This is a genomic window from Streptococcus mitis (genome assembly GCF_000722765.2).
GTDB classification, from domain to species: Bacteria; Bacillota; Bacilli; order Lactobacillales; family Streptococcaceae; genus Streptococcus; species Streptococcus mitis_AQ.
Window position 1 is genome coordinate 15,107 of the sequence record NZ_CP028415.1, and the last position, 22,167, is coordinate 37,273.

Genomic DNA, 22,167 nt, shown 5'->3' on the forward strand with positions numbered 1-22,167 from the left:
TTGTCACTTGAGAGAAGCAAGTGACAAAGACCTTTGAAAACTGAACAAGACGAACCAATGTGCAGGGCGCTATAACTAAGGTTATAGTACTGAACAATGAAAAAACAATAAATCTGTCAGTGACAGAAATGAGTGAGAACTCAAACTTTTAATGAGAGTTTGATCCTGGCTCAGGACGAACGCTGGCGGCGTGCCTAATACATGCAAGTAGAACGCTGAAGGAGGAGCTTGCTTCTCTGGATGAGTTGCGAACGGGTGAGTAACGCGTAGGTAACCTGCCTGGTAGCGGGGGATAACTATTGGAAACGATAGCTAATACCGCATAAGAGTAGATGTTGCATGACATTTACTTAAAAGGTGCAATTGCATCACTACCAGATGGACCTGCGTTGTATTAGCTAGTTGGTGGGGTAACGGCTCACCAAGGCAACGATACATAGCCGACCTGAGAGGGTGATCGGCCACACTGGGACTGAGACACGGCCCAGACTCCTACGGGAGGCAGCAGTAGGGAATCTTCGGCAATGGACGGAAGTCTGACCGAGCAACGCCGCGTGAGTGAAGAAGGTTTTCGGATCGTAAAGCTCTGTTGTAAGAGAAGAACGAGTGTGAGAGTGGAAAGTTCACACTGTGACGGTATCTTACCAGAAACTACGTGCCAGCAGCCGCGGTAATACGTAGGTCCCGAGCGTTGTCCGGATTTATTGGGCGTAAAGCGAGCGCAGGCGGTTAGATAAGTCTGAAGTTAAAGGCTGTGGCTTAACCATAGTACGCTTTGGAAACTGTTTAACTTGAGTGCAAGAGGGGAGAGTGGAATTCCATGTGTAGCGGTGAAATGCGTAGATATATGGAGGAACACCGGTGGCGAAAGCGGCTCTCTGGCTTGTAACTGACGCTGAGGCTCGAAAGCGTGGGGAGCAAACAGGATTAGATACCCTGGTAGTCCACGCCGTAAACGATGAGTGCTAGGTGTTAGACCCTTTCCGGGGTTTAGTGCCGTAGCTAACGCATTAAGCACTCCGCCTGGGGAGTACGACCGCAAGGTTGAAACTCAAAGGAATTGACGGGGGCCCGCACAAGCGGTGGAGCATGTGGTTTAATTCGAAGCAACGCGAAGAACCTTACCAGGTCTTGACATCCCTCTGACCGCTCTAGAGATAGAGCTTTCCTTCGGGACAGAGGTGACAGGTGGTGCATGGTTGTCGTCAGCTCGTGTCGTGAGATGTTGGGTTAAGTCCCGCAACGAGCGCAACCCCTATTGTTAGTTGCCATCATTCAGTTGGGCACTCTAGCGAGACTGCCGGTAATAAACCGGAGGAAGGTGGGGATGACGTCAAATCATCATGCCCCTTATGACCTGGGCTACACACGTGCTACAATGGCTGGTACAACGAGTCGCAAGCCGGTGACGGCAAGCTAATCTCTTAAAGCCAGTCTCAGTTCGGATTGTAGGCTGCAACTCGCCTACATGAAGTCGGAATCGCTAGTAATCGCGGATCAGCACGCCGCGGTGAATACGTTCCCGGTACACAGGTCACACCACGAGAGTTTGTAACACCCGAAGTCGGTGAGGTAACCGTAAGGAGTTGGTCTTGTTTAGTCTTGAGAGGTCTTGTGGGGCCTTAGCTCAGCTGGAAATTGAATATCTATATCAAATAGTAACAAGAAAATAAACCGAAAACGCTGTAGTATTAATAAGAGTTTATGACTGAAAGGTCAGAAAAATAAGGTTAAGTTAATAAGGGCGCACGGTGGATGCCTTGGCACTAGGAGCCGAAGAAGGACGTGACAAACGACGATATGCCTTGGGTAGCTGTAAGTAAGCGATGATCCAGGGATTTCCGAATGGGGGAACCCAACAGGTACTACCTGTTACCCGCATCTGTTAAGGATGTGAGGAGGAAGACGCAGTGAACTGAAACATCTAAGTAGCTGCAGGAAGAGAAAGCAAAAGCGATTGCCTTAGTAGCGGCGAGCGAAACGGCAGGAGGGCAAACCGAAGAGTTTACTCTTCGGGGTTGTAGGACTGCAATGTGGACTCAAAGATTATAGAAGAATGATTTGGGAAGATCAGCCAAAGAGAGTAATAGCCTCGTATTTAAAATAGTCTTTGTACCTAGCAGTATCCTGAGTACGGCGGGACACGTGAAATCCCGTCGGAATCTGGGAGGACCATCTCCCAACCCTAAATACTCCCTAGTGACCGATAGTGAACCAGTACCGTGAGGGAAAGGTGAAAAGCACCCCGGGAGGGGAGTGAAATAGAACCTGAAACCGTGTGCCTACAACAAGTTCGAGCCCGTTAATGGGTGAGAGCGTGCCTTTTGTAGAATGAACCGGCGAGTTACGTTATGATGCGAGGTTAAGTTGAAGAGACGGAGCCGTAGGGAAACCGAGTCTGAATAGGGCGCCTTAGTATCATGACGTAGACCCGAAACCATGTGACCTACCCATGAGCAGGTTGAAGGTGCGGTAAGACGCACTGGAGGACCGAACCAGGGCACGTTGAAAAGTGCTTGGATGACTTGTGGGTAGCGGAGAAATTCCAAACGAACTTGGAGATAGCTGGTTCTCTCCGAAATAGCTTTAGGGCTAGCGTCGACATTAGAGATTCTTGGAGGTAGAGCACTGTTTGGGTGAGGGGTCCATCCCGGATTACCAATCTCAGATAAACTCCGAATGCCAATGAATTATGGTCGGCAGTCAGACTGCGAGTGCTAAGATCCGTAGTCGAAAGGGAAACAGCCCAGACCACCAGCTAAGGTCCCAAAATAATTGTTAAGTGGAAAAGGATGTGGGGTTGCACAGACAACTAGGATGTTAGCTTAGAAGCAGCTATTCATTCAAAGAGTGCGTAATAGCTCACTAGTCGAGTGACCCTGCGCCGAAAATGTACCGGGGCTAAAACAATTTACCTAAGCTGTGGATACCTTTATAGGTATGGTAGGAGAGCGTTCTATGTGTGATGAAGGTATACCGTGAGGAGTGCTGGAACGCATAGAAGTGAGAATGCCGGTATGAGTAGCGAAAGACAGGTGAGAATCCTGTCCACCGTAAGACTAAGGTTTCCAGGGGAAGGCTCGTCCGCCCTGGGTTAGTCGGGACCTAAGGAGAGACCGAAAGGTGTATCCGATGGACAACAGGTTGATATTCCTGTACTAGAGTATGTAGTGATGGAGGGACGCAGTAGGCTAACTAAAGCAGACGATTGGAAGTGTCTGTCTAAGCAGTGAGGTGTGAACTGAGTCAAATGCTTAGTTCTATAACATTGAGCTGTGATGGGGAGCGAAGTTTAGTAGCGAAGTTAGTGATGTCACACTGCCAAGAAAAGCTTCTAGCGTTTAAACATACTCTACCCGTACCGCAAACCGACACAGGTAGTCGAGGCGAGTAGCCTCAGGTGAGCGAGAGAACTCTCGTTAAGGAACTCGGCAAAATGACCCCGTAACTTCGGGAGAAGGGGTGCTGACTTTAAGTCAGCCGCAGTGAATAGGCCCAAGCAACTGTTTATCAAAAACACAGCTCTCTGCTAAATCGTAAGATGATGTATAGGGGGTGACGCCTGCCCGGTGCTGGAAGGTTAAGAGGAGTGCTTAGCGTAAGCGAAGGTATGAATTGAAGCCCCAGTAAACGGCGGCCGTAACTATAACGGTCCTAAGGTAGCGAAATTCCTTGTCGGGTAAGTTCCGACCCGCACGAAAGGCGTAATGATTTGGGCACTGTCTCAACGAGAGACTCGGTGAAATTTTAGTACCTGTGAAGATGCAGGTTACCCGCGACAGGACGGAAAGACCCCATGGAGCTTTACTGCAGTTTGATATTGAGTGTCTGTACCACATGTACAGGATAGGTAGGAGTCTAAGAGATCGGGACGCCAGTTTCGAAGGAGACGTTGTTGGGATACTACCCTTGTGTTATGGCCACTCTAACCCGGATAGGTGATCCCTATCGGAGACAGTGTCTGACGGGCAGTTTGACTGGGGCGGTCGCCTCCTAAAAGGTAACGGAGGCGCCCAAAGGTTCCCTCAGAATGGTTGGAAATCATTCGCAGAGTGTAAAGGTATAAGGGAGCTTGACTGCGAGAGCTACAACTCGAGCAGGGACGAAAGTCGGGCTTAGTGATCCGGTGGTTCCGTATGGAAGGGCCATCGCTCAACGGATAAAAGCTACCCTGGGGATAACAGGCTTATCTCCCCCAAGAGTTCACATCGACGGGGAGGTTTGGCACCTCGATGTCGGCTCGTCGCATCCTGGGGCTGTAGTCGGTCCCATGGGTTGGGCTGTTCGCCCATTAAAGCGGCACGCGAGCTGGGTTCAGAACGTCGTGAGACAGTTCGGTCCCTATCCGTCGCGGGCGTAGGAAATTTGAGAGGATCTGCTCCTAGTACGAGAGGACCAGAGTGGACTTACCGCTGGTGTACCAGTTGTCTTGCCAAAGGCATCGCTGGGTAGCTATGTAGGGAAGGGATAAACGCTGAAAGCATCTAAGTGTGAAACCCACCTCAAGATGAGATTTCCCATGATTTTATATCAGTAAGAGCCCTGAGAGATGATCAGGTAGATAGGTTAGAAGTGGAAGTGTGGCGACACATGTAGCGGACTAATACTAATAGCTCGAGGACTTATCCAAAGTAACTGAGAATATGAAAGCGAACGGTTTTTCTTGGTTTGAATAGATATTCAATTTTGAGTAGGTATTACTCAGAGTTAAGTGACGATAGCCTAGGAGATACACCTGTACCCATGCCGAACACAGAAGTTAAGCCCTAGAACGCCGGAAGTAGTTGGGGGTTGCCCCCTGTGAGATATGGAAGTCGCTTAGCTTTATTCCGCCATAGCTCAGTTGGTAGTAGCGCATGACTGTTAATCATGATGTCGTAGGTTCGAGTCCTACTGGCGGAGTAGTTAATTAAAAGAGGTTAAGACCTCTTTTTTGTTATGTAATTTATAATCTATTTTGTGTTATTTGGTGAGATACATTTTTCTTGGAGAGATAGGTAAACCATTTGTTTCAAGGTGAGGAATATTAGACGGTTTTTGAAGGTTAGATTTCTGCGTCAGACTTATACAATCAGAACAAGATGTAACTTTATAATACAGCTTAGTGATGGTTTTCTTGAGTGTATCCCTATTAACAATATCCATAATTTGGAGAATAGAGCCCATTTTTCTTGTAGAGATTAGACTAACTTCCACTTTGGCCAGTAAAGTGGAAGTTACCGAAATTTTTTATACTATAAAATCAGATCCATAATATCTATATAAAAATATTATAGTTCTAAGAGTATTTAATCAAAAGTTTTAAGTCGGTCTTTTTAGGTCTTTAATCGTTTGACATTTAGGTAGTAAATTTGTTCCTATTCTGTCAACTTTTCCTTTTTGTTATTTTGTTGAGGTTGGTATTTTAACAATTCAGGATTTGATAATAACTGTTTATAATTTTTTGTTAGAATAAGGTCATAAAAAGAAAAGGAGTATATATTTATGCTACAAAGTATTTATAATCAGATGACAGATTTCTATAACAGTATCGAAGAAGAGTATGCTACTTTCTTTGGTGATAGTTGGGACTGGGAACATTTTCATTTTAAATTTTTGATTTATTATCTTTTCCGATATAGCATTGGGAGCCATCGGGATTTTATTGTTTACCATTATCGTGTTGCTTATCGTTTGTATCTTGAAAAATTGATAATGAATCGGGGATTTATTTCGTGTTGAGATGTTTTGAGTAAATTTCCGAACAAATTTACTTTTTTATGGAAAGATAATAATAAATAGCTGGTAATTTTTCTAAATCATTTTTTAATAGTTGGAAATAGCAAATCTTTCTATTGTTTCTTCTTGATAAAAAGGCGATTTTTTCTTATAATAAATTGTAGGATATAATTGCAGGTGAGAGTCCTGCCATGTATGTGAGAAAGGAAGAGCTTGAGGGCTCAGACAAGATTATGACTTCAGTTGTTGTTGTAGGTACCCAATGGGGTGATGAAGGTAAAGGAAAGATTACAGACTTCCTTTCAGCGAATGCAGAAGTGATTGCACGTTACCAAGGTGGTGATAATGCAGGTCACACGATTGTGATTGATGGTAAGAAATTTAAGTTGCACTTGATTCCATCTGGAATTTTCTTCCCTGAAAAAATATCTGTCATTGGGAATGGTATGGTTGTAAATCCTAAATCTCTTGTAAAAGAGTTAAGCTATCTTCATGAGGAAGGTGTGACAACTGATAACTTACGTATTTCTGATCGCGCGCATGTTATTTTACCTTATCATATCGAGTTAGACCGTTTGCAAGAAGAAGCTAAGGGCGACAATAAGATTGGGACTACAATCAAGGGAATTGGTCCAGCTTATATGGACAAGGCTGCTCGTGTTGGGATTCGTATCGCCGATCTTTTGGATAAAGATATTTTCCGTGAGCGTTTAGAACGTAACCTTGCTGAAAAGAATCGTCTATTTGAAAAATTGTATGACAGTAAAGCGATTGCCTTCGATGATATTTTTGAAGAATATTACGAATATGGTCAACAAATCAAGAAATATGTAACCGATACATCTGTCATTTTGAATGATGCGCTTGATAATGGTAAACGTGTGCTTTTTGAAGGTGCACAAGGTGTCATGCTCGATATTGACCAAGGGACCTATCCATTTGTTACGTCGTCAAACCCTGTAGCTGGTGGTGTGACAATTGGTTCAGGTGTTGGTCCAAGCAAGATTGACAAGGTTGTAGGTGTATGTAAAGCTTATACGAGTCGTGTAGGAGATGGTCCTTTCCCAACTGAATTGTTTGATGAAGTGGGAGAACGTATCCGTGAAGTCGGTCATGAATATGGTACAACAACTGGTCGTCCACGTCGAGTGGGTTGGTTTGACTCAGTTGTGATGCGTCATAGCCGTCGTGTTTCTGGTATCACTAACCTTTCATTGAACTCTATCGATGTTTTGAGTGGTTTAGATACAGTGAAGATCTGTGTGGCCTATGATCTTGATGGTCAACGTATTGACTACTATCCAGCTAGTCTTGAGCAATTGAAACGTTGCAAGCCTATCTATGAAGAGTTGCCAGGTTGGTCAGAAGATATTACCGGAGTTCGTAATTTGGAAGATCTTCCTGAGAATGCGCGTAACTATGTTCGTCGTGTGAGTGAATTGGTTGGCGTTCGTATTTCTACTTTCTCAGTGGGTCCTGGTCGTGAACAAACAAATATTTTAGAAAGTGTTTGGTCCTAAGAGATTTTTAAGATTTGTTTAAGATAGGTCGGGTATACTATAGACAGTTACAAGAAGACCTCCTAACTTGTTGTAACAAATATCCTAAACTTTTCTTTTTCATAATAATCTCCCTATAAAGTCACCGCATTCGGTGGCTTTTTTTGTCTTGGGATTCATGATATAATAATAAAATCGATAAGTAGGAAAAGAGAAACGGATGAATTATACAGTTGAAGAAAAAGAAGTCTTCATGAGAGAGGCCTTGAGAGAGGCTGAGATTGCTCTTGAACATGATGAAATTCCAATTGGTTGTGTGATTGTCAAGGACGGAGAAATCATTGGTCGTGGGCATAATGCACGTGAGGGATTGCAACGAGCGGTTATGCATGCGGAGATTATGGCCATAGAGAATGCGAATCTGAGTGAGGAGAGCTGGCGCTTGCTTGATTGCACGCTTTTTGTGACCATTGAGCCTTGTGTCATGTGTAGTGGGGCGATTGGACTTGCCCGTATTCCAAATGTGGTCTACGGGGCTAAAAATCAGAAATTTGGCGCTGCTGGGAGTTTGTACGATATCTTGACAGATGAGCGTCTCAACCATCGTGTGGATGTTGAAACGGGAATTTTGGAAGATGAATGCGCAGCTATTATGCAGGACTTTTTTAGAAATAGACGGAAAAAATAATTTTGCTTTTAAAATGAATAGGAATGTGATATAATAAATAGTGGAGCAACAGTTCTGCGTGAAGCGGGTCAGGGGAGGAATCCAGCAGCCCTAAGCGATTTGAATTGTGTGCTCTTTTTTTCGTGCTTTTTCCGAATAAATAAGATAGAATAATCTAGAATAAATGATAATAGAAAAGAGAAGATGATGAAAATTCGTGGTTTTGAATTGGTTTCGAGTTTTACAGATGAAAATTTATTGCCCAAGCGCGAGACAGCGCATGCGGCTGGTTACGACTTAAAGGTTGCTGTGCGTACAGTTATCGCTCCAGGAGAGATTGTATTAGTTCCGACAGGGGTTAAGGCTTATATGCAACCGACTGAGGTTCTATACCTCTATGATCGCTCTTCAAATCCTCGTAAGAAGGGCTTGGTCTTGATTAACTCGGTTGGTGTCATTGATGGGGATTATTATGGAAATCCTGGAAATGAAGGGCATATTTTTGCGCAGATGAAGAATATCACTGACCAAGAAGTGATTCTCGAAGTTGGGGAACGTGTGGTCCAGGCTGTCTTTGCTCCTTTCTTAATTGCAGATGGAGATGCGGCAGACGGTGTGCGGACTGGTGGATTTGGTTCGACAGGGCACTAGAATGAAGATTATCTTTGTACGTCACGGGGAGCCAGATTATAGTATGCTTGATAAACTTGAAAATCCGCGACTCTATAGTGGTTTTGGTCGTGATTTAGCACCATTGACAGGAAAAGGTCGCAGTCTGGCAAAAGAAGTTGCTAAAACTGCATGTTTTGGAAAGGCAGAGATTATTATTTCATCGTCTGTGACGAGGGCTTTAGAAACAGCCCATTATATAGCGGTTGAAACAGGATTGGACTTATTTGTGGAGCCGTTTTTTCATGAGTGGCGTCCAGACTTAGATGGTACTAACTCTGATTTAACTAGTGTATTGGTAGCTCATGAATATTATCTAAAACATCAAGGAGGTTTACCTGAAGATTCTCCTTATCGCTATGAAACTGCTCTGGAGATGCGTCATCGTTTTTTAAGAACTTTGGAAAAATATAAAAATTATAAAACTATTATCATTGTAACTCACGGAATGCTCATGCGTCAGTTTGTGCCAAATGAGAAGATTGATTTTTGCCAAGTGATTGAGTGTGAGTTAGAGATATAGAAAGAGGTTTATCATAGCAAAGAAAAAAGCGACATTTGTATGTCAAAATTGTGGGTATAATTCCCCTAAATATCTGGGGCGTTGCCCCAACTGTGGATCTTGGTCTTCTTTTGTAGAAGAGGTTGAGGTTGCCGAGGTCAAGAATGCGCGTGTGTCCTTGACAGGTGAGAAAAGACAGAAAGAAGAAATTTGCGACCGGCTTGCTGCTTGTCTCTTCTCGTATCTTTGAGAAGCGTCGGGCTTCTTGCTTTACTAATCCAGATTTAAAAGATTTTTTAGAGGAAAACGGTGCTAAAAGCATAGAGTTTATAGGGATAGATGGCAATGGCTGTGTTAAGGCTTCCGTTTTGGCAGCTACCAAGGAGAATTATCAGGTTTCTGTCGATTTGTCTGCTGTCGGAGTTGCCAACCAGAAGAAATTCTCTAAAACACTGAAGCAGTGGCAAGATTACGGAATCAAGATTGGATAGTTTTATGGGGATCTTAATATGAAAATTATTTTTATCCGTCACGGGGAGCCAAATTACCGTGAGTTAGAGGAGCGTTCCTATACTGGATTCGGGATAGATTTGGCACCCTTATCTGAGAAAGGAAGACAACAAGCTCAGGAACTTTGCAAAAATCCTTTGTTTGGCTCAGCTGATATCCTGGTGTCTTCTGCAGTGACGCGAGCTTTAGAAACGGCTTTTTATGTATCCTGTGCTACGGGACTTCCTTTGAGAGTGGAGCCTTTATTACATGAATGGCAGGTCTATGAAACTGGAATAGAAAATTTTGAAACGGCTAGAAGACTATTTCTAGAAAATCATGGGGAGTTACTTCCTAATAGTCCTATTCAATATGAGACAGCTACGGAGATGAAGTCTCGTTTTCTAGAATGCATGGCTAAGTATCGAGATTACCAGACCGTGATAGTGGTAACTCACGGAATGCTCATGCGTCAGTTTGTGCCAAATGAGAAGATTGATTTTTGCCAAGTGATTGAGTGTGAGTTAGAGATATAGAAAGAGGTTTATCATAGCAAAGAAAAAAGCGACATTTGTATGTCAAAATTGTGGGTATAATTCCCCTAAATATCTGGGACGTTGTCCCAACTGTGGGTCTTGGTCTTCTTTTGTGGAAGAAGTTGAGGTTGCCGAGGTCAAGAATGCGCGTGTGTCCTTGACAGGTGAGAAAACCAAGCCCATGAAACTGGCTGAGGTGACTTCAATCAACGTCAATCGAACCAAGACGGAGATGGAGGAATTCAACCGTGTACTCGGTGGGGGTGTGGTACCAGGGAGTCTCGTCCTTATCGGTGGGGATCCTGGAATCGGGAAATCAACCCTTCTCCTACAAGTATCAACCCAGTTGTCTCAAGTGGGGACTGTTCTCTACGTCAGTGGGGAGGAGTCTGCCCAGCAGATTAAGCTACGAGCAGAGCGCTTGGGAGATATTGATAGCGAGTTTTATCTCTATGCCGAGACCAATATGCAGAGTGTTCGAGCAGAGGTGGAGCGCATCCAACCAGACTTCCTCATTATTGACTCTATCCAGACCATTATGTCTCCTGAGATTTCAGGGGTGCAGGGGTCTGTTTCTCAAGTGCGTGAGGTGACGGCTGAGCTCATGCAACTGGCCAAGACTAATAACATCGCCATCTTTATCGTAGGTCATGTGACCAAGGAAGGAACCTTGGCTGGTCCTCGTATGCTAGAGCATATGGTGGATACGGTGCTTTACTTTGAAGGGGAGCGCCACCATACCTTCCGTATTTTAAGAGCGGTCAAAAACCGTTTTGGTTCTACCAATGAGATTGGGATTTTTGAGATGCAGTCGGGCGGATTGGTTGAGGTGCTCAATCCGAGTCAAGTTTTCCTAGAAGAGCGTTTGGACGGGGCAACTGGTTCGTCAATCGTTGTGACCATGGAAGGGACGCGTCCGATTTTGGCGGAGGTTCAGGCTTTGGTGACACCTACCATGTTTGGAAATGCCAAGCGTACGACGACGGGACTTGATTTTAACCGTGCTAGCTTGATTATGGCTGTTTTGGAAAAACGGGCAGGTCTTCTCTTGCAAAATCAGGATGCTTATCTTAAATCTGCTGGCGGTGTCAAATTGGATGAACCTGCAATAGACTTGGCCGTTGCGGTTGCTATTGCTTCGAGCTATAAAGACAAGCCAACTAATCCTCAGGAATGTTTTGTGGGAGAACTGGGCTTGACAGGAGAGATTCGGCGTGTGAATCGTATCGAACAACGCATCAATGAAGCTGCTAAACTGGGATTTACTAAGATTTATGTACCTAAAAATTCCTTGACAGGAATTACTCCACCCAAGGAAATTCAGGTCATTGGAGTAACAACGATTCAGGAAGTTTTGAAAAAGGTCTTTGCATAATCCGTGACAAATTCTCTTAAAAATGATAAGATAGGAGAAATATTTGACTATCAAATTTTCGAGGAGGGAATCGTGTCGTATTTTGAACAATTTATGCAAGCCAATCAGGCTTATGTTGCCCTACATGGGCAGTTAAATCTACCACTTAAACCCAAAACCAGAGTAGCCATTGTGACCTGTATGGACTCACGTCTGCACGTTGCACAAGCTTTGGGTTTGGCACTTGGGGATGCTCATATCTTGCGGAATGCAGGCGGTCGAGTGACTGAGGACATGATTCGTTCGCTAGTTATTTCCCAGCAACAAATGGGGACAAGAGAGATTGTGGTATTGCACCATACAGACTGTGGTGCTCAGACCTTTGAAAATGGTCCTTTTCAGGAGTATTTGAAAGAGGAACTGGGTGTCGATGTGTCAGACCAGGACTTCTTGCCCTTCCAAGATATAGAGGAGAGTGTACGTGAGGATATGCAAGCCCTTATCGATTCGCCCCTAATACCAGACGATGTCATTATCTCTGGTGCTATTTACGATGTGGATACAGGAAGTATGACAGTCGTAGAATTGTAAAAAATTCATTTAGAAAGAAAGTGTATGAAGAAAAACAGTATTTTATTTATTTTTATTTTATTGCTATGTATTGGTTTACAGTATGAAACCATCTATTATACGGATGGTTCGATGTCAGGTGCGGAATATGAACTAATGGGAGTTTCTATCTTTCTAGCTCTCTTTTACATGATTCCGGCTCTTTATTTCCTCTTCCGTATTGGGAAAAAATGGGAATTGCCAAAGAATGCCTTGATTTTGTCTTTATTGGGTGGGATGTTCCTTTCGGGTTGGCTGTCTAGCTTTGCGAATACCTATATCCATGATTTGCTTGGCGTTCTTTTCCCAGATAGTGCATTTTTAAATGCCTTTGAAAGTGCTATTGTGGCTCCTTTGGTAGAAGAACCGCTGAAATTATTGCCACTTGTTTTTGTTTTAGCTTTGATTCCTATGCGAAAATTAAAATCATTGTTTTTACTAGGCATTGCTTCTGGTTTGGGATTCCAAATAATTGAGGATATTGGCTACATTCGTACGGATTTGCCAGAGGGATTTGACTTTACTATTTCGAGAATTTTAGAGCGTATCGTCTCAGGAATTGCCTCTCACTGGACTTTTTCAGGTCTGGCTGTAGTAGGTGTTTGCTTGCTTTACAGAGCATATAAAGGGCAGAAGGTTGGCAAGAAACAAGGGTTTATTTTCCTAGGTTTAGCCTTGGGGACTCACTTCCTGTTTAACTCTCCTTTTGTTGAATTGGAGACAGAGTTGCCACTAGCGATCCCAGTGGTTACGGCTATTACTCTCTATGGTTTTTATCAGGCTTATCGTTTTGTTGAGAAGCACAATGAGTTGATGAACTAGAATATTTTTCAAAAGAATGATGCAAGGGTACAAATATGGTGCCCTTCTTTTATTTTTGATTGAAAAATGGTGCAAAAAGCGCTACAATGGTAGATGGAAAAATCTTGTGAAAAGCACAAGCGATACATATATACCGGAGGAAATCATGTCTTTTTCTGATTTAAAGCTGTTTGCCCTTTCTTCTAATCAAGAATTGGCAAAACGTGTGGCGCAGGAGATTGGGATAGAGTTGGGGAAATCAAGTGTTCGCCAATTTTCAGATGGAGAGATTCAGGTCAACATTGAAGAATCAATCCGTGGGAAACACGTCTTTATCCTACAATCAACTAGCTCGCCTGTAAATGACAATCTGCTTGAAATTTTGATTATGGTGGATGCTTTGAAGCGTGCGAGTGCAGAATCTGTCAATGTTGTCATGCCTTACTATGGGTATGCACGTCAGGATAGAAAGGCGAGAGCGCGTGAGCCAATCACTTCAAAACTTGTTGCAAATATGCTTGAAGTAGCTGGGGTAGATCGTTTATTGACAATCGACTTGCATGCTGCGCAGATTCAAGGATTCTTTGATATTCCTGTGGATCACTTGATGGGAGCTCCTCTGATTGCGGATTATTTTGAGCGTCGTGGTATGGTTGGTTCTGACTATGTGGTTGTCAGTCCAGACCATGGAGGGGTGACTCGTGCCCGTAAGTTGGCAGAATTTTTGAAAACATCTATTGCTATCATTGACAAACGTCGTAGCGTTGATAAGATGAATACTAGTGAAGTCATGAACATCATCGGTAAGGTCGAAGGTAAGACTTGTATCTTGATTGATGATATGATTGATACAGCTGGAACGATTTGTCATGCAGCAGATGCTCTTGCAGAAGCTGGTGCTGTTGAAGTCTATGCAAGCTGTACGCACCCAGTTCTTTCTGGCCCTGCTATGGACAATATCCAAAAATCAGCTATCAAGAAATTGGTTGTTTTGGATACCATCTATCTGCCAGAAGAGCGTTTGATTGATAAGATTGAGCAAATTTCAATCGCTCATCTCCTAGGTGATGCTATCGTGCGTATTCATGAAAAACGCCCACTTTCTCCACTTTTCAGTATTGAGAAAAAGATTTAATGCCCAAGCCTGAGATGATTCTCAGGTTTTTTTCATCTCTTTTCCGAATAAATAGATAGAGCCAGAGAATCTAGTAAACCTAGATTTAAAACTGTGATATAATAAAAGGAGGAAGAGGATGATTCTCAGACATCCGGGCATTAGCCCGACCAATGATTTGGTTGCTAAGAAAATCTTTAGCAATCCAGAAATCACTTGTCAATTTATTCGCGATATGCTGGACTTACCAGCCAAAAATGTGACCATTTTGGAGGGAAGCAATATTCATGTCTTACCTTCCATGCCGTACTCGGCGCAGGATTTCTATACAAGTATAGATGTCTTAGCGGAGTTGGACAATGGCACTCAAGTAATCATTGAGATTCAGGTGCATCATCAGAATTTTTTCATTAATCGTTTGTGGGCTTACTTATGCAGTCAGGTCAATCAAAATCTCGAAAAAATTCGTCAGCAAGAAGGAAATACTCACCAGAGTTACAAACACATCGCCCCCGTTTATGCCATTGCAATCGTGGATAGCAATTATTTCTCAGATGACTTGGCTTTCCATAGCTTTAGTATGCGCGAGGACACGACAGGTGAGGTCTTAACCATCACCAATAACGGTCAAGAAAACCATCTGGTCAAGATGGCATTCTTGGAACTTAAAAAATACAGAGAAACCAGCAAAGACAAGGTTCGCAAGCCCTGGTTGGAGTTTTTCGGCAACAAACCCTTTACCCAAAAACCCGAGCGAGCCATTAGCCAAGCAGACCAACTGCTGGACTACAAGAGCTGGTCCGAGGAGGACAGGAAGATGTTTAGTGAACAACGCAGACGCGAAGAACAAGCCTTGTTAGCACAGGACTATGCCTTGGAAACTGCTAGGGCAGAGGGGATGGAACAAGGTATTGAACGTGGTAGAGCTGAGGGAATTGAAAAGGGGCGAGAAGAAGGCATCGAACAGGGACTGGAGCGTGGGAAAGTTGAAGGAAGGGAAGAAGGGAAACTTTTTGCCTTCTTAGATATGGTTCGCCAAGGTCTCCTGACTTCCGAGGTTGCCAGCCAGCAGTTGGGCATGACCGTTGCTGAGTTTGAGGCACTCTTATAAGATAACCACAAGTAATGGCGTTCTTGGAACTTAAAAAAATACAGAGAAACCAGCAAAGACAAGGTTCGCAAGCCCTGGTTGGAGTTTTTCGGCAACAAACCCTTTACCCAACAACCTGAGCGAGCTATCAGACAAGCAGACCAACTGCTGGACTACAAGAGCTGGTCCGAGGAGGACAGGAAAATGTTTAGTCAACTACGTATGCGTGAAGAACAAGCGTTATTGGCTCAGGATTATGCCTTGGAAACTGCGAGGGCAGAGGGGCTGGAACAAGGTATTGAACAAGGTTTAGAGCGTGGACTTGAACGTGGTCGTGCAGAGGGGATTGAAAAAGGGAGAGAAGAAGGTCTTGAACAGGGACTGGAGCGTGGGAAAGCTGAAGGTAGTTTTGCCATGTTAGCAAATCTTGTTTGCCAAGGTCTTCTGACTTCGGAAGTTGCAAGTGAACAATTAGGAATGACAGTCGCTGAATTTGAGGCACTCTTATAAGATTATCACAAGTAATGGTATTCTTGGAACTTAAAAAATACAGAGAAACCAGCAAAGACAAAGTTCGTAAACCATGGTTGGAGTTTTTTGGGAATAAGCCCTTTACCCAACAACCCGAGCTAGCCATCAGCCAAGCAGACCAACTGCTAGACTACAAGAGCTGGTCCGAGGAGGACAGGAAAATGTTTAGTCAACTACGTATGCGAGAAGAACAAGCCTTGTTAGCACAGGACTATGCCTTGGAGCAAGCTGAAGAAAAAGGAAAAGTTGAAGGAAGTTTGTCTATGCTACTCAATCTCGTTCGCCAACATCTTTTAACAGCTGAGGTTGCGAGTGAACAGTTGGGCATGACGGTCGCAGAGATTTGAGGCCTTGCTATAAGGTCACATTTTAAATAGTAGAAAGTTGATGAAATGGCAAGTTCTTATCAAAAAACTTGCCATTTTTACTTGACATTTAGAAGTGTTTATAAGATAATACCATAGACGTGAGTTCTGTCCAACTGTCTATGTAGATTAGATATGAATGATTTTACTCAAGGATGATAAGTTTGTGAGATTTTCACTTGAAAAATGCAGTATTTGACGGGTATTTTTTCTCACAAAAATGTTTTTTTCACCTTTTTTTCTAAAAATGGGTAAAAACTTTAAAAACTAGAAGAAAACCCTTGACAAATCCTGCAAATATTTATATACTGTATGGTAGTAAGATAGTCTTACGAAAAAATATATAATGAAAAACAAAGGAGATAAAACGATGAAAAAAGTTTTATTGACAAGCGCAGTCGCTCTTGCAGCATTTGGTGCTGTACAAGCTGTTTCAGCTGATACTAACAACGGTTACACTGAAAGTGGACGAGTAAACCCAGAAACAGGTAGACTTGATGTTCAACAATACCAAGGTAACAAAGTTGTTTCACAACATACTGGTGTAGTTGATCCAGCTAACCAATACAAACCAGCAACTCCAGCTTACAACCCTTACCATGGTAAACCAGTTGTGTTTGGTAACGGTTCACATGTACGTTTCGCAGTTAAAGATATCCAAGGTAGCCCAGTTGCAGGTGTAAAAGTTGATGTCATGGTTTATAAAGATGCTGACGCTTTCAAAAAGAATATCGGTACAGCAAACACTGTTGAATCTAATGCTGCTGGAGATGTTGAGTTGGCGATTCCACAAGGAGGAGTCGTTGCATACCGTGTCGCTTATGTACCAAAAGGTTATGTTGTAAGACAAATGTCACCTCAAGGTGCATACACACTAACTGGATACAGAGGTGAATACGAAAATCTAGCAAATGGTGAAAGTCATGAAAATGCAGGAACTCATACAGAAGGTACTGTTGTAATCTCTGGTTCAGCTGATTTAGATCATGACGGAAAAGCTGATATGTTCACAAACGCTGACATTGATTTGGTTCTTGAAAAAACTGACTCATACAACGTTATGAAAGACCAATGGGTTCAAGAAGAAGATGGTTGGAAATACTACGCTTCTAACAAAGCTGTTTCAGGTTGGAAACAAGTTGACGGTAAATGGTACTTCTTTAACGCTGAAGGCGTAATGCAAAAATGGTGGGTTAAAGATGGAAACACTTGGTACTACCTAAACGGAAACGGTGAAATGCAAACTGGTTGGTTGCAAGACGGTGGTAAATGGTATTACCTTGAAGCATCAGGTGCTATGAAAGCTAGCCAATGGTTCACTGTTGGTGGTAAATGGTACTACGTTGATGGTTCAGGTGCCCTTGCAGTTAACACTACTGTAGGTGGATACACTGTTAACGGAAACGGTGAATGGGTTAACTAATCTAATTCAAAAATAAAAAGCAGGAGAATTCTTCTGCTTTTTTATTTTTTCCATAAAAATCCAGTTTTTCTTAGAAATTTTTGTAAAAATAAGATACAATAAAGAAAAGCGTAATAGCTAAATTTAAGAATGGAGAATGTTCACATGAAAAATAAAAAAGCTTTAGCTCTAGCTCTTGCTAGTGTCACAATGGCGGGTGCTACCGTAACTGCTTACTCAGCTATCACAGCCCCATCTGTACATGCAGACGAGTTTGTTCGTAAAACAGAATGGGTAACGATTGCAAATGACCGTTCACAGACTCGTACAACAGTCTACTTTGAATCAGGTGATCAAAAAATTGATCTACATAAATATATTGATCAATTTGAATACCAAAATACATATGTAGAGGGTGGAGTTCGTTATTACTTATTCGTAGAAAAGGGTACAAAACTTGCTGAGTTGGAAAATGACCCAAATACAGCGTCTGCGGATTTGAATAAACAAGGTTATAAATCAACTGATAAAAATAACAGCTGGCGTGAGTCATCAGGTAACCGTTACTTCTATTCACACGGAAACCCAGTTAAAGGTTGGGTTATGATTGATAACAAGACTTACTACTTCAACAGTGAAGGTGTTATGGCTCGTGGTATCATCGAGAACAACTCTGAACGCTACTACCTAGACAATCAAGGTGTTAAGAAAACTGGTTTCCTTAAAGTGGGCGAAAAGACTTACTACTTTGATGCAAATGGTGTCCGTAGAACAGAAGTTGTTACAGATAACGGTGAAACGCACTTTGTAAAAGACGGTGTTGTGGCAAACGGAGCTCATAAAGTTGGTACGAAATGGTACTTCTTTGATGAACAAGGTAAAGCTCAATCAGGTATTGTAAAAGATAGCGCTGGTAAATGGTATTACATCACTGCAGAAGGTGAACGTAAGACTGGCCTTATCAAAGGTGCTGGCGACAAGTATTACTATGTCACTGAAGAAGGTGAACGTAAGTTTGGTGAAATCACTGTTGACGGTAAAACTTACTTCTTGACAGATGATTCTGATACTAAAGCTGGCTGGAACAAAGTTGACAATCATTGGATTTATGTGAATAATGAAGGTAAACGTCAAACTGGTTGGCTTAAAGACGGTGGTAAATGGTACTACTTTAATGCTGAAGGCGTGATGCAAAAATGGTGGATTAAAGATGGTAACACATGGTACTATCTAAATGGTTCAGGTGAAATGCAAACTGGCTGGTTGCAAGATGGTGGTACTTGGTACTACCTAAACAGCTCAGGTGCTATGGAAACTGGCTGGGCTAAAGTTGGTGGTACTTGGTACTACCTTAAAGGTTCAGGTGCTATGGTAACTGGTTGGTTCCAAGTGGGTGGTAAATGGTACTATGCTTATAGTTCAGGTGCCCTTGCAGTAAGCACTACAGTTGATGGTTATTACGTAAATGCCAACGGTGAGTGGGTATAATAACACTAAGAGAGTGGTTTTTCAACTGCTCTCTTTTTATATTTAAATATTTTTACACTTTTTATGTTTTTTATTGCATTTATTATAGAAAAAGTATATAATCTAGATAAATTTATTATCTTAATACAGGAGGATTTTCCTATGAGAAAAACAGTAACAGGTATTTTGCTAGCAACTTCTGTACTAGCTATGGCGACAGTTCAACAAGTACAAGCGGCCGACACAGGAGCGGCAAGTGTGTCGACAACTTCTACGGTTAAAGAAGTACACTATGTGGCATTTCAAAATGGTAGACTTGTTGATATCAAAGCTGCATTGACAGGATCTGCTGTAACAGATGCATCTATTAAGGAACAGCCTAAAATTGAGAACTATAAGTATACTACTAGTGAAGAAATGGATGGTATACTATATCATACATATGCTCCAGATGCTACAACTGCTGCAACAGGTAATAGTAATAATTCTTCTGCTCAGACTAATCCTTACCATGGTGGAGATACAGCTGCTGCAACGAGTACAAATACGAACAACAATCAAACTGGTGCAACAACTAGTGGGAATTCAGCAATCAAAGAAGTTCGTTTTGTAGTTTATAAAGAGGGTAGTAGCGATCCAGTAAATATTAAGGATCCGCGTAAAGGTTCTGAAGCTTCAGATACAAGCCATCCAACGATTGCTAACTATGACTACGTTACAGGTGAGTTAAAAGACGGTGTTCTTTATCATGTCTATCGTTCAAACACAGCCACTAACGCTAACCAAAATAATGCTGGAAACAGCAACCAAAATCAGTCTGCAGCGGCAGGTCAGTTCAAAACAGAGAACGGAAAAGTCTACTACATTAAGGACGGTAAAAAGGTTAGCGGTTGGCAAAAAATCGATGATAAGACTTACTACTTTGAAGCTGATGGCGCTATGAAGAAAGGTCTATTGACAGCAGGTGATAAGCAATACTATCTAGATGAAAAAGATGGTGTTAAAAAGCTAGGCTTTGTAAAAGTTGCTGACAAGACTTATTATTTTGTAGAAGATGGTGAGAAGAAAACTGATTTTGTTAAAATCGATGATAAAACTTACTATGTTAAAGAAGGTGTCCGTTTAACGGGTGATATTACTGTTGATGGGAAACATTATTTCTTGGATGAGGAAGGTGTCCTTAAACAAGGGATTGTTGTGATTGATGGTAAAAAATTCTTCATTGACAGCGAAGGAAATCGTCAGGCTGGATGGAAGAAGGTTGAGGGTGACTGGTATTATTTCTCTAAAGAAGATGGAATGAAGACTGGTTGGCTGAAAGATGGTGGTAAATGGTATCACTTTAATGCTACAGGCGTGATGCAAAAATGGTGGTTTAAAGAAGGTGACACTTGGTACTACTTAAATGGTTCAGGCGAAATGCAAACTGGTTGGTTGCAAGATGGTGGCACATGGTACTATTTAAATGGTTCAGGTGCAATGGCAACAGGCTGGGCTCAAGTTGGTGGTACTTGGTACTATTTGAACGGTTCAGGTGCTATGAAAACTGGTTGGTTGAAACAAGGTGGTAGTTGGTATTATCTTGATGGTTCAGGCGCTATGAAGACTGGCTGGTTCCAAGTAGATGGTAAATGGTACTATGCTTATAGTTCAGGTGCCCTTGCTGTCAGCACTACAATCAATGGTTACACAGTAAATGCCAACGGTGAGTGGGTTTAAAAGTGGAAAATTTACCATAGAGAATGTAAGTAATGAAAATAAAAAGAGAGCTTATACAATTGTACTGACCCCAAAAAGTTAGACAATTAATTTAAGCAAAGGATTTAGTTCTGTATTGTACAGGGCTAAGTCCTTTTAGTTTTACCTTAATTCGTTTATTGTTGTAGTAATCAATATAGTCTACAATAGCTTGTTCCAAGTGTTCAAGTGACTGAAACGTATTCTCATAACCATAAAATATTTCAGACTTAAGAATGCCAAAGAAAGATTCCATCATACCGTTATCTGGGCTATTTCCCTTACGTGACATAGATGGTTGGATTCCCTTATTCTTTAAAAAATGATGATAGAAATCGTGTTGATATTGCCATCCTTGGTCACTATGGAGAATTGTATTTTCGTAATGATTCTCTGTAAAGGCTTGTTCTAGCATAGCTTTTATTTGTACTAAGTTCGGCGAAGTAGAAAGATTGTAGGAGATAATTTCGCTGTTAAAGCCATCTAAAACTGGTGATAAATAAAGCTTTTGGCTACTTGCTGGAATGGCAAATTCTGTCACATCTGTGTAGCACTTTTGCATTGGTTTGGTTGCTTCAAATTGACGTTGAATAAGATTATCTGCTTTCTTGCCAACCTCTCCTTGGTAGGAAGAATACTTCCGTTTACGGCGAATTCGAGCCGTTAAACCAATTACTTTCATCAGACGCTGCACCTTCTTATGGTTCACTACGAAGCCACGATTTCGTAATTCTAGAGTCATGCGACGATAGCCGTAATTTCCTTTATGCTCAGTATAAATTGACTGAATTTCAGCTTTAATATCATAATCTTTATCGCTTTGATCCAGCTGTTTTAAGTGGTAATAATAGGTTGAACGGGCAAGCTTAATAATCTTTAGAAGGATATCTAAAGAAAACTCTGTTACCAGTCCTTGAACAATTTCCGTTTTTCTTCTTGCTCCTTTTCGTCCCTCAATCGGAGTTCTCTCAACTTTTTTAGAATGGCATTCTCCGCTCTCAAGTACTCATTTTCTGCTTGAAGACGTTCTAATTCTGTCATATCTTCAAATCTCTTCTTTGGCTTACGTCCCATTTTAGGTGGTCTCCCTCTTGTTTTCTCAACAATAGTATACCCGTTTTTCTTATATTGTGCCAGCCAATTCGAAAGTAATCCACTACTTGGAAGAGCATAATCCAGAGACGCCCTAATTTGTGAATGCCCCTCAAGAAGAACTTTATCAATGATCTCTTGTTTTAGTTCAGGAGAATAGTAACAATTCTTTCCTTTTTTGACGATTTCTATTCCATAACGATCAATCAATTTAATCATGTACTGAAGATTAGAAATGTTTATCCCAAATTGATTTGAAAGTTGTCTAAAGCTCTCTCCTTTCTTTCTTAATTCATATATTTGAACTTTATCTTCATAAGTTAATTTCATAATAAAAACACCCTAAAAGTTAGATTTTTATGTCTAACTTTTGGGGTGCAGTTCAAATAGGCTTTCTTTTTTGGAGTTTTTCATATTTTTGAAAACTAACATATTAATAATAAATTATATATAATATAACGTATTTCTTGATTATTCTCTAAAAAACGTTTATAATGTACATAAATATGATTCTTAAAAAGAGGT

15 protein-coding genes, 1 tRNA gene, 3 rRNA genes, 1 other RNA gene and 4 pseudogenes are annotated in these 22,167 nt (G+C 41.9%); 23 read left to right on the forward strand and 1 reads right to left on the reverse strand.

All coding sequences use genetic code 11. The features are described 5' to 3' along the window. The first annotated feature begins 147 nt into the window (after window positions 1-147). From SK637_RS00075 to SK637_RS00185, 23 genes and pseudogenes are all read left to right on the forward strand, one after another. Window positions 148-1,653, forward strand: a 16S ribosomal RNA gene (locus SK637_RS00075). A gap of 75 nt (window positions 1,654-1,728) precedes the next feature. Further along, a 23S ribosomal RNA gene (locus tag SK637_RS00080) occupies window positions 1,729-4,630 on the forward strand. 77 nt (window positions 4,631-4,707) lie between these two features. Next, window positions 4,708-4,823 (forward strand): 5S ribosomal RNA (rrf, locus tag SK637_RS00085). Together the 16S, 23S and 5S rRNA genes with 1 tRNA gene alongside form the textbook arrangement of a ribosomal RNA operon. Before the next feature lie 5 nt (window positions 4,824-4,828). Next, window positions 4,829-4,902, forward strand: a tRNA-Asn gene (locus SK637_RS00090). 582 nt (window positions 4,903-5,484) lie between these two features. Then, entirely contained in the window at window positions 5,485-5,721 is a 237-nt protein-coding gene (gene comW, locus SK637_RS00095) for a sigma(X)-activator ComW (protein WP_033687874.1), read from the forward strand. Between the two features lie 230 nt (window positions 5,722-5,951). Next, a complete protein-coding gene (locus tag SK637_RS00100; RefSeq protein ID WP_001832534.1) occupies window positions 5,952-7,238 on the forward strand; it encodes an adenylosuccinate synthase in 1,287 nt (428 codons plus the stop codon). 199 nt (window positions 7,239-7,437) lie between these two features. Next, window positions 7,438-7,905: a tRNA adenosine(34) deaminase TadA gene (gene tadA / locus SK637_RS00105; protein ID WP_033687875.1), complete on the forward strand. Its 468-nt coding sequence runs from the start codon at window positions 7,438-7,440 to the stop codon at window positions 7,903-7,905. Between the two features lie 32 nt (window positions 7,906-7,937). Beyond that, window positions 7,938-8,035: signal recognition particle sRNA small type (gene ffs, locus SK637_RS00110), an RNA gene on the forward strand. A gap of 56 nt (window positions 8,036-8,091) precedes the next feature. Then, a complete protein-coding gene (locus SK637_RS00115) occupies window positions 8,092-8,535 on the forward strand; it encodes a dUTP diphosphatase (protein ID WP_000701983.1) in 444 nt (147 codons plus the stop codon). 1 nt (window position 8,536) lies between these two features. Then, window positions 8,537-9,076 carry a histidine phosphatase family protein gene (locus SK637_RS00120; RefSeq protein WP_033687876.1) on the forward strand — a complete coding sequence of 180 codons (540 nt, stop codon included), beginning with the start codon at window positions 8,537-8,539 and terminating at the stop codon, window positions 9,074-9,076. Window positions 9,077-9,086: 10 nt separating this feature from the next. Beyond that, window positions 9,087-9,248, forward strand: a pseudogene (locus SK637_RS00125) (DNA repair protein RadA); the annotation flags it as partial. Next, window positions 9,244-9,546: pseudogene (locus tag SK637_RS00130) on the forward strand (isochorismatase family protein); the annotation flags it as partial. The pseudogenes SK637_RS00125 and SK637_RS00130, both read left to right, overlap by 5 nt. Window positions 9,547-9,564: 18 nt before the next feature. Further along, window positions 9,565-10,080 carry a histidine phosphatase family protein gene (locus SK637_RS00135; protein WP_033687877.1) on the forward strand — a complete coding sequence of 172 codons (516 nt, stop codon included), beginning with the start codon at window positions 9,565-9,567 and terminating at the stop codon, window positions 10,078-10,080. Between the two features lie 10 nt (window positions 10,081-10,090). Continuing rightward, on the forward strand, window positions 10,091-11,455 hold the full coding sequence (radA, locus tag SK637_RS00140) for a DNA repair protein RadA (protein ID WP_135783528.1): 1,365 nt from the start codon (window positions 10,091-10,093) through the stop codon (window positions 11,453-11,455). 72 nt (window positions 11,456-11,527) lie between these two features. Continuing rightward, window positions 11,528-12,025: a beta-class carbonic anhydrase gene (locus SK637_RS00145; RefSeq protein ID WP_033687878.1), complete on the forward strand. Its 498-nt coding sequence runs from the start codon at window positions 11,528-11,530 to the stop codon at window positions 12,023-12,025. A 24-nt stretch (window positions 12,026-12,049) separates the two neighbouring features. Further along, on the forward strand, window positions 12,050-12,865 hold the full coding sequence (locus SK637_RS00150) for a PrsW family intramembrane metalloprotease (RefSeq protein WP_033687879.1): 816 nt from the start codon (window positions 12,050-12,052) through the stop codon (window positions 12,863-12,865). Between the two features lie 145 nt (window positions 12,866-13,010). Then, the gene (locus SK637_RS00155; RefSeq protein ID WP_033682853.1) at window positions 13,011-13,979 is read left to right on the forward strand and encodes a ribose-phosphate diphosphokinase; all 969 of its coding nucleotides are present in this window, start codon (window positions 13,011-13,013) and stop codon (window positions 13,977-13,979) included. Window positions 13,980-14,097: 118 nt separating this feature from the next. After that, the gene (locus SK637_RS00160) at window positions 14,098-15,069 is read left to right on the forward strand and encodes an Rpn family recombination-promoting nuclease/putative transposase (RefSeq protein WP_033687880.1); all 972 of its coding nucleotides are present in this window, start codon (window positions 14,098-14,100) and stop codon (window positions 15,067-15,069) included. A gap of 14 nt (window positions 15,070-15,083) precedes the next feature. Next, window positions 15,084-15,558, forward strand: a pseudogene (locus tag SK637_RS09925) (FliH/SctL family protein); the annotation flags it as partial. 14 nt (window positions 15,559-15,572) lie between these two features. After that, a pseudogene (locus SK637_RS00170) lies at window positions 15,573-15,926 on the forward strand (Rpn family recombination-promoting nuclease/putative transposase); the annotation flags it as partial. A 388-nt stretch (window positions 15,927-16,314) separates the two neighbouring features. Then, on the forward strand, window positions 16,315-17,367 hold the full coding sequence (locus tag SK637_RS00175) for an N-acetylmuramoyl-L-alanine amidase family protein (protein WP_033687884.1): 1,053 nt from the start codon (window positions 16,315-16,317) through the stop codon (window positions 17,365-17,367). Window positions 17,368-17,511: 144 nt separating this feature from the next. Then, window positions 17,512-18,834, forward strand: coding sequence for a nucleoside triphosphate hydrolase (locus SK637_RS00180; RefSeq protein ID WP_033687885.1), 1,323 nt, complete (start codon window positions 17,512-17,514; stop codon window positions 18,832-18,834). 141 nt (window positions 18,835-18,975) lie between these two features. Beyond that, window positions 18,976-20,532 carry an N-acetylmuramoyl-L-alanine amidase family protein gene (locus SK637_RS00185; protein WP_033687886.1) on the forward strand — a complete coding sequence of 519 codons (1,557 nt, stop codon included), beginning with the start codon at window positions 18,976-18,978 and terminating at the stop codon, window positions 20,530-20,532. Between the two features lie 91 nt (window positions 20,533-20,623). Here SK637_RS00185 and SK637_RS00190 read toward each other — a convergent pair. Continuing rightward, window positions 20,624-21,972 (reverse strand): IS3 family transposase gene (locus tag SK637_RS00190; RefSeq protein ID WP_135783529.1). Its coding sequence is split into 2 segments (ribosomal slippage): window positions 20,624-21,522 and window positions 21,522-21,972, totalling 1,350 coding nucleotides; the frame shifts between segments, so codons are not numbered across the junction. Window positions 21,973-22,167 lie beyond the last annotated feature (195 nt).

What these genes read in the sequence shown, in the direction of transcription:
- SK637_RS00180 (WP_033687885.1), top strand. Translation starts at nt 17,512, where the DNA reads ATGAAAAATAAAAAAGCTTTAGCTCTAGCTCTTGCTAGTGTCACAATG.
- SK637_RS00185 (WP_033687886.1), top strand. Translation starts at nt 18,976, where the DNA reads ATGAGAAAAACAGTAACAGGTATTTTGCTAGCAACTTCTGTACTAGCT.
- SK637_RS00115 (WP_000701983.1), top strand. Translation starts at nt 8,092, where the DNA reads ATGAAAATTCGTGGTTTTGAATTGGTTTCGAGTTTTACAGATGAAAAT.
- SK637_RS00150 (WP_033687879.1), top strand. Translation starts at nt 12,050, where the DNA reads ATGAAGAAAAACAGTATTTTATTTATTTTTATTTTATTGCTATGTATT.
- SK637_RS00120 (WP_033687876.1), top strand. Translation starts at nt 8,537, where the DNA reads ATGAAGATTATCTTTGTACGTCACGGGGAGCCAGATTATAGTATGCTT.
- SK637_RS00155 (WP_033682853.1), top strand. Translation starts at nt 13,011, where the DNA reads ATGTCTTTTTCTGATTTAAAGCTGTTTGCCCTTTCTTCTAATCAAGAA.
- SK637_RS00160 (WP_033687880.1), top strand. Translation starts at nt 14,098, where the DNA reads ATGATTCTCAGACATCCGGGCATTAGCCCGACCAATGATTTGGTTGCT.
- tadA (WP_033687875.1), top strand. Translation starts at nt 7,438, where the DNA reads ATGAATTATACAGTTGAAGAAAAAGAAGTCTTCATGAGAGAGGCCTTG.
- SK637_RS00175 (WP_033687884.1), top strand. Translation starts at nt 16,315, where the DNA reads ATGAAAAAAGTTTTATTGACAAGCGCAGTCGCTCTTGCAGCATTTGGT.
- SK637_RS00135 (WP_033687877.1), top strand. Translation starts at nt 9,565, where the DNA reads ATGAAAATTATTTTTATCCGTCACGGGGAGCCAAATTACCGTGAGTTA.
- comW (WP_033687874.1), top strand. Translation starts at nt 5,485, where the DNA reads ATGCTACAAAGTATTTATAATCAGATGACAGATTTCTATAACAGTATC.
- SK637_RS00100 (WP_001832534.1), top strand. Translation starts at nt 5,952, where the DNA reads ATGACTTCAGTTGTTGTTGTAGGTACCCAATGGGGTGATGAAGGTAAA.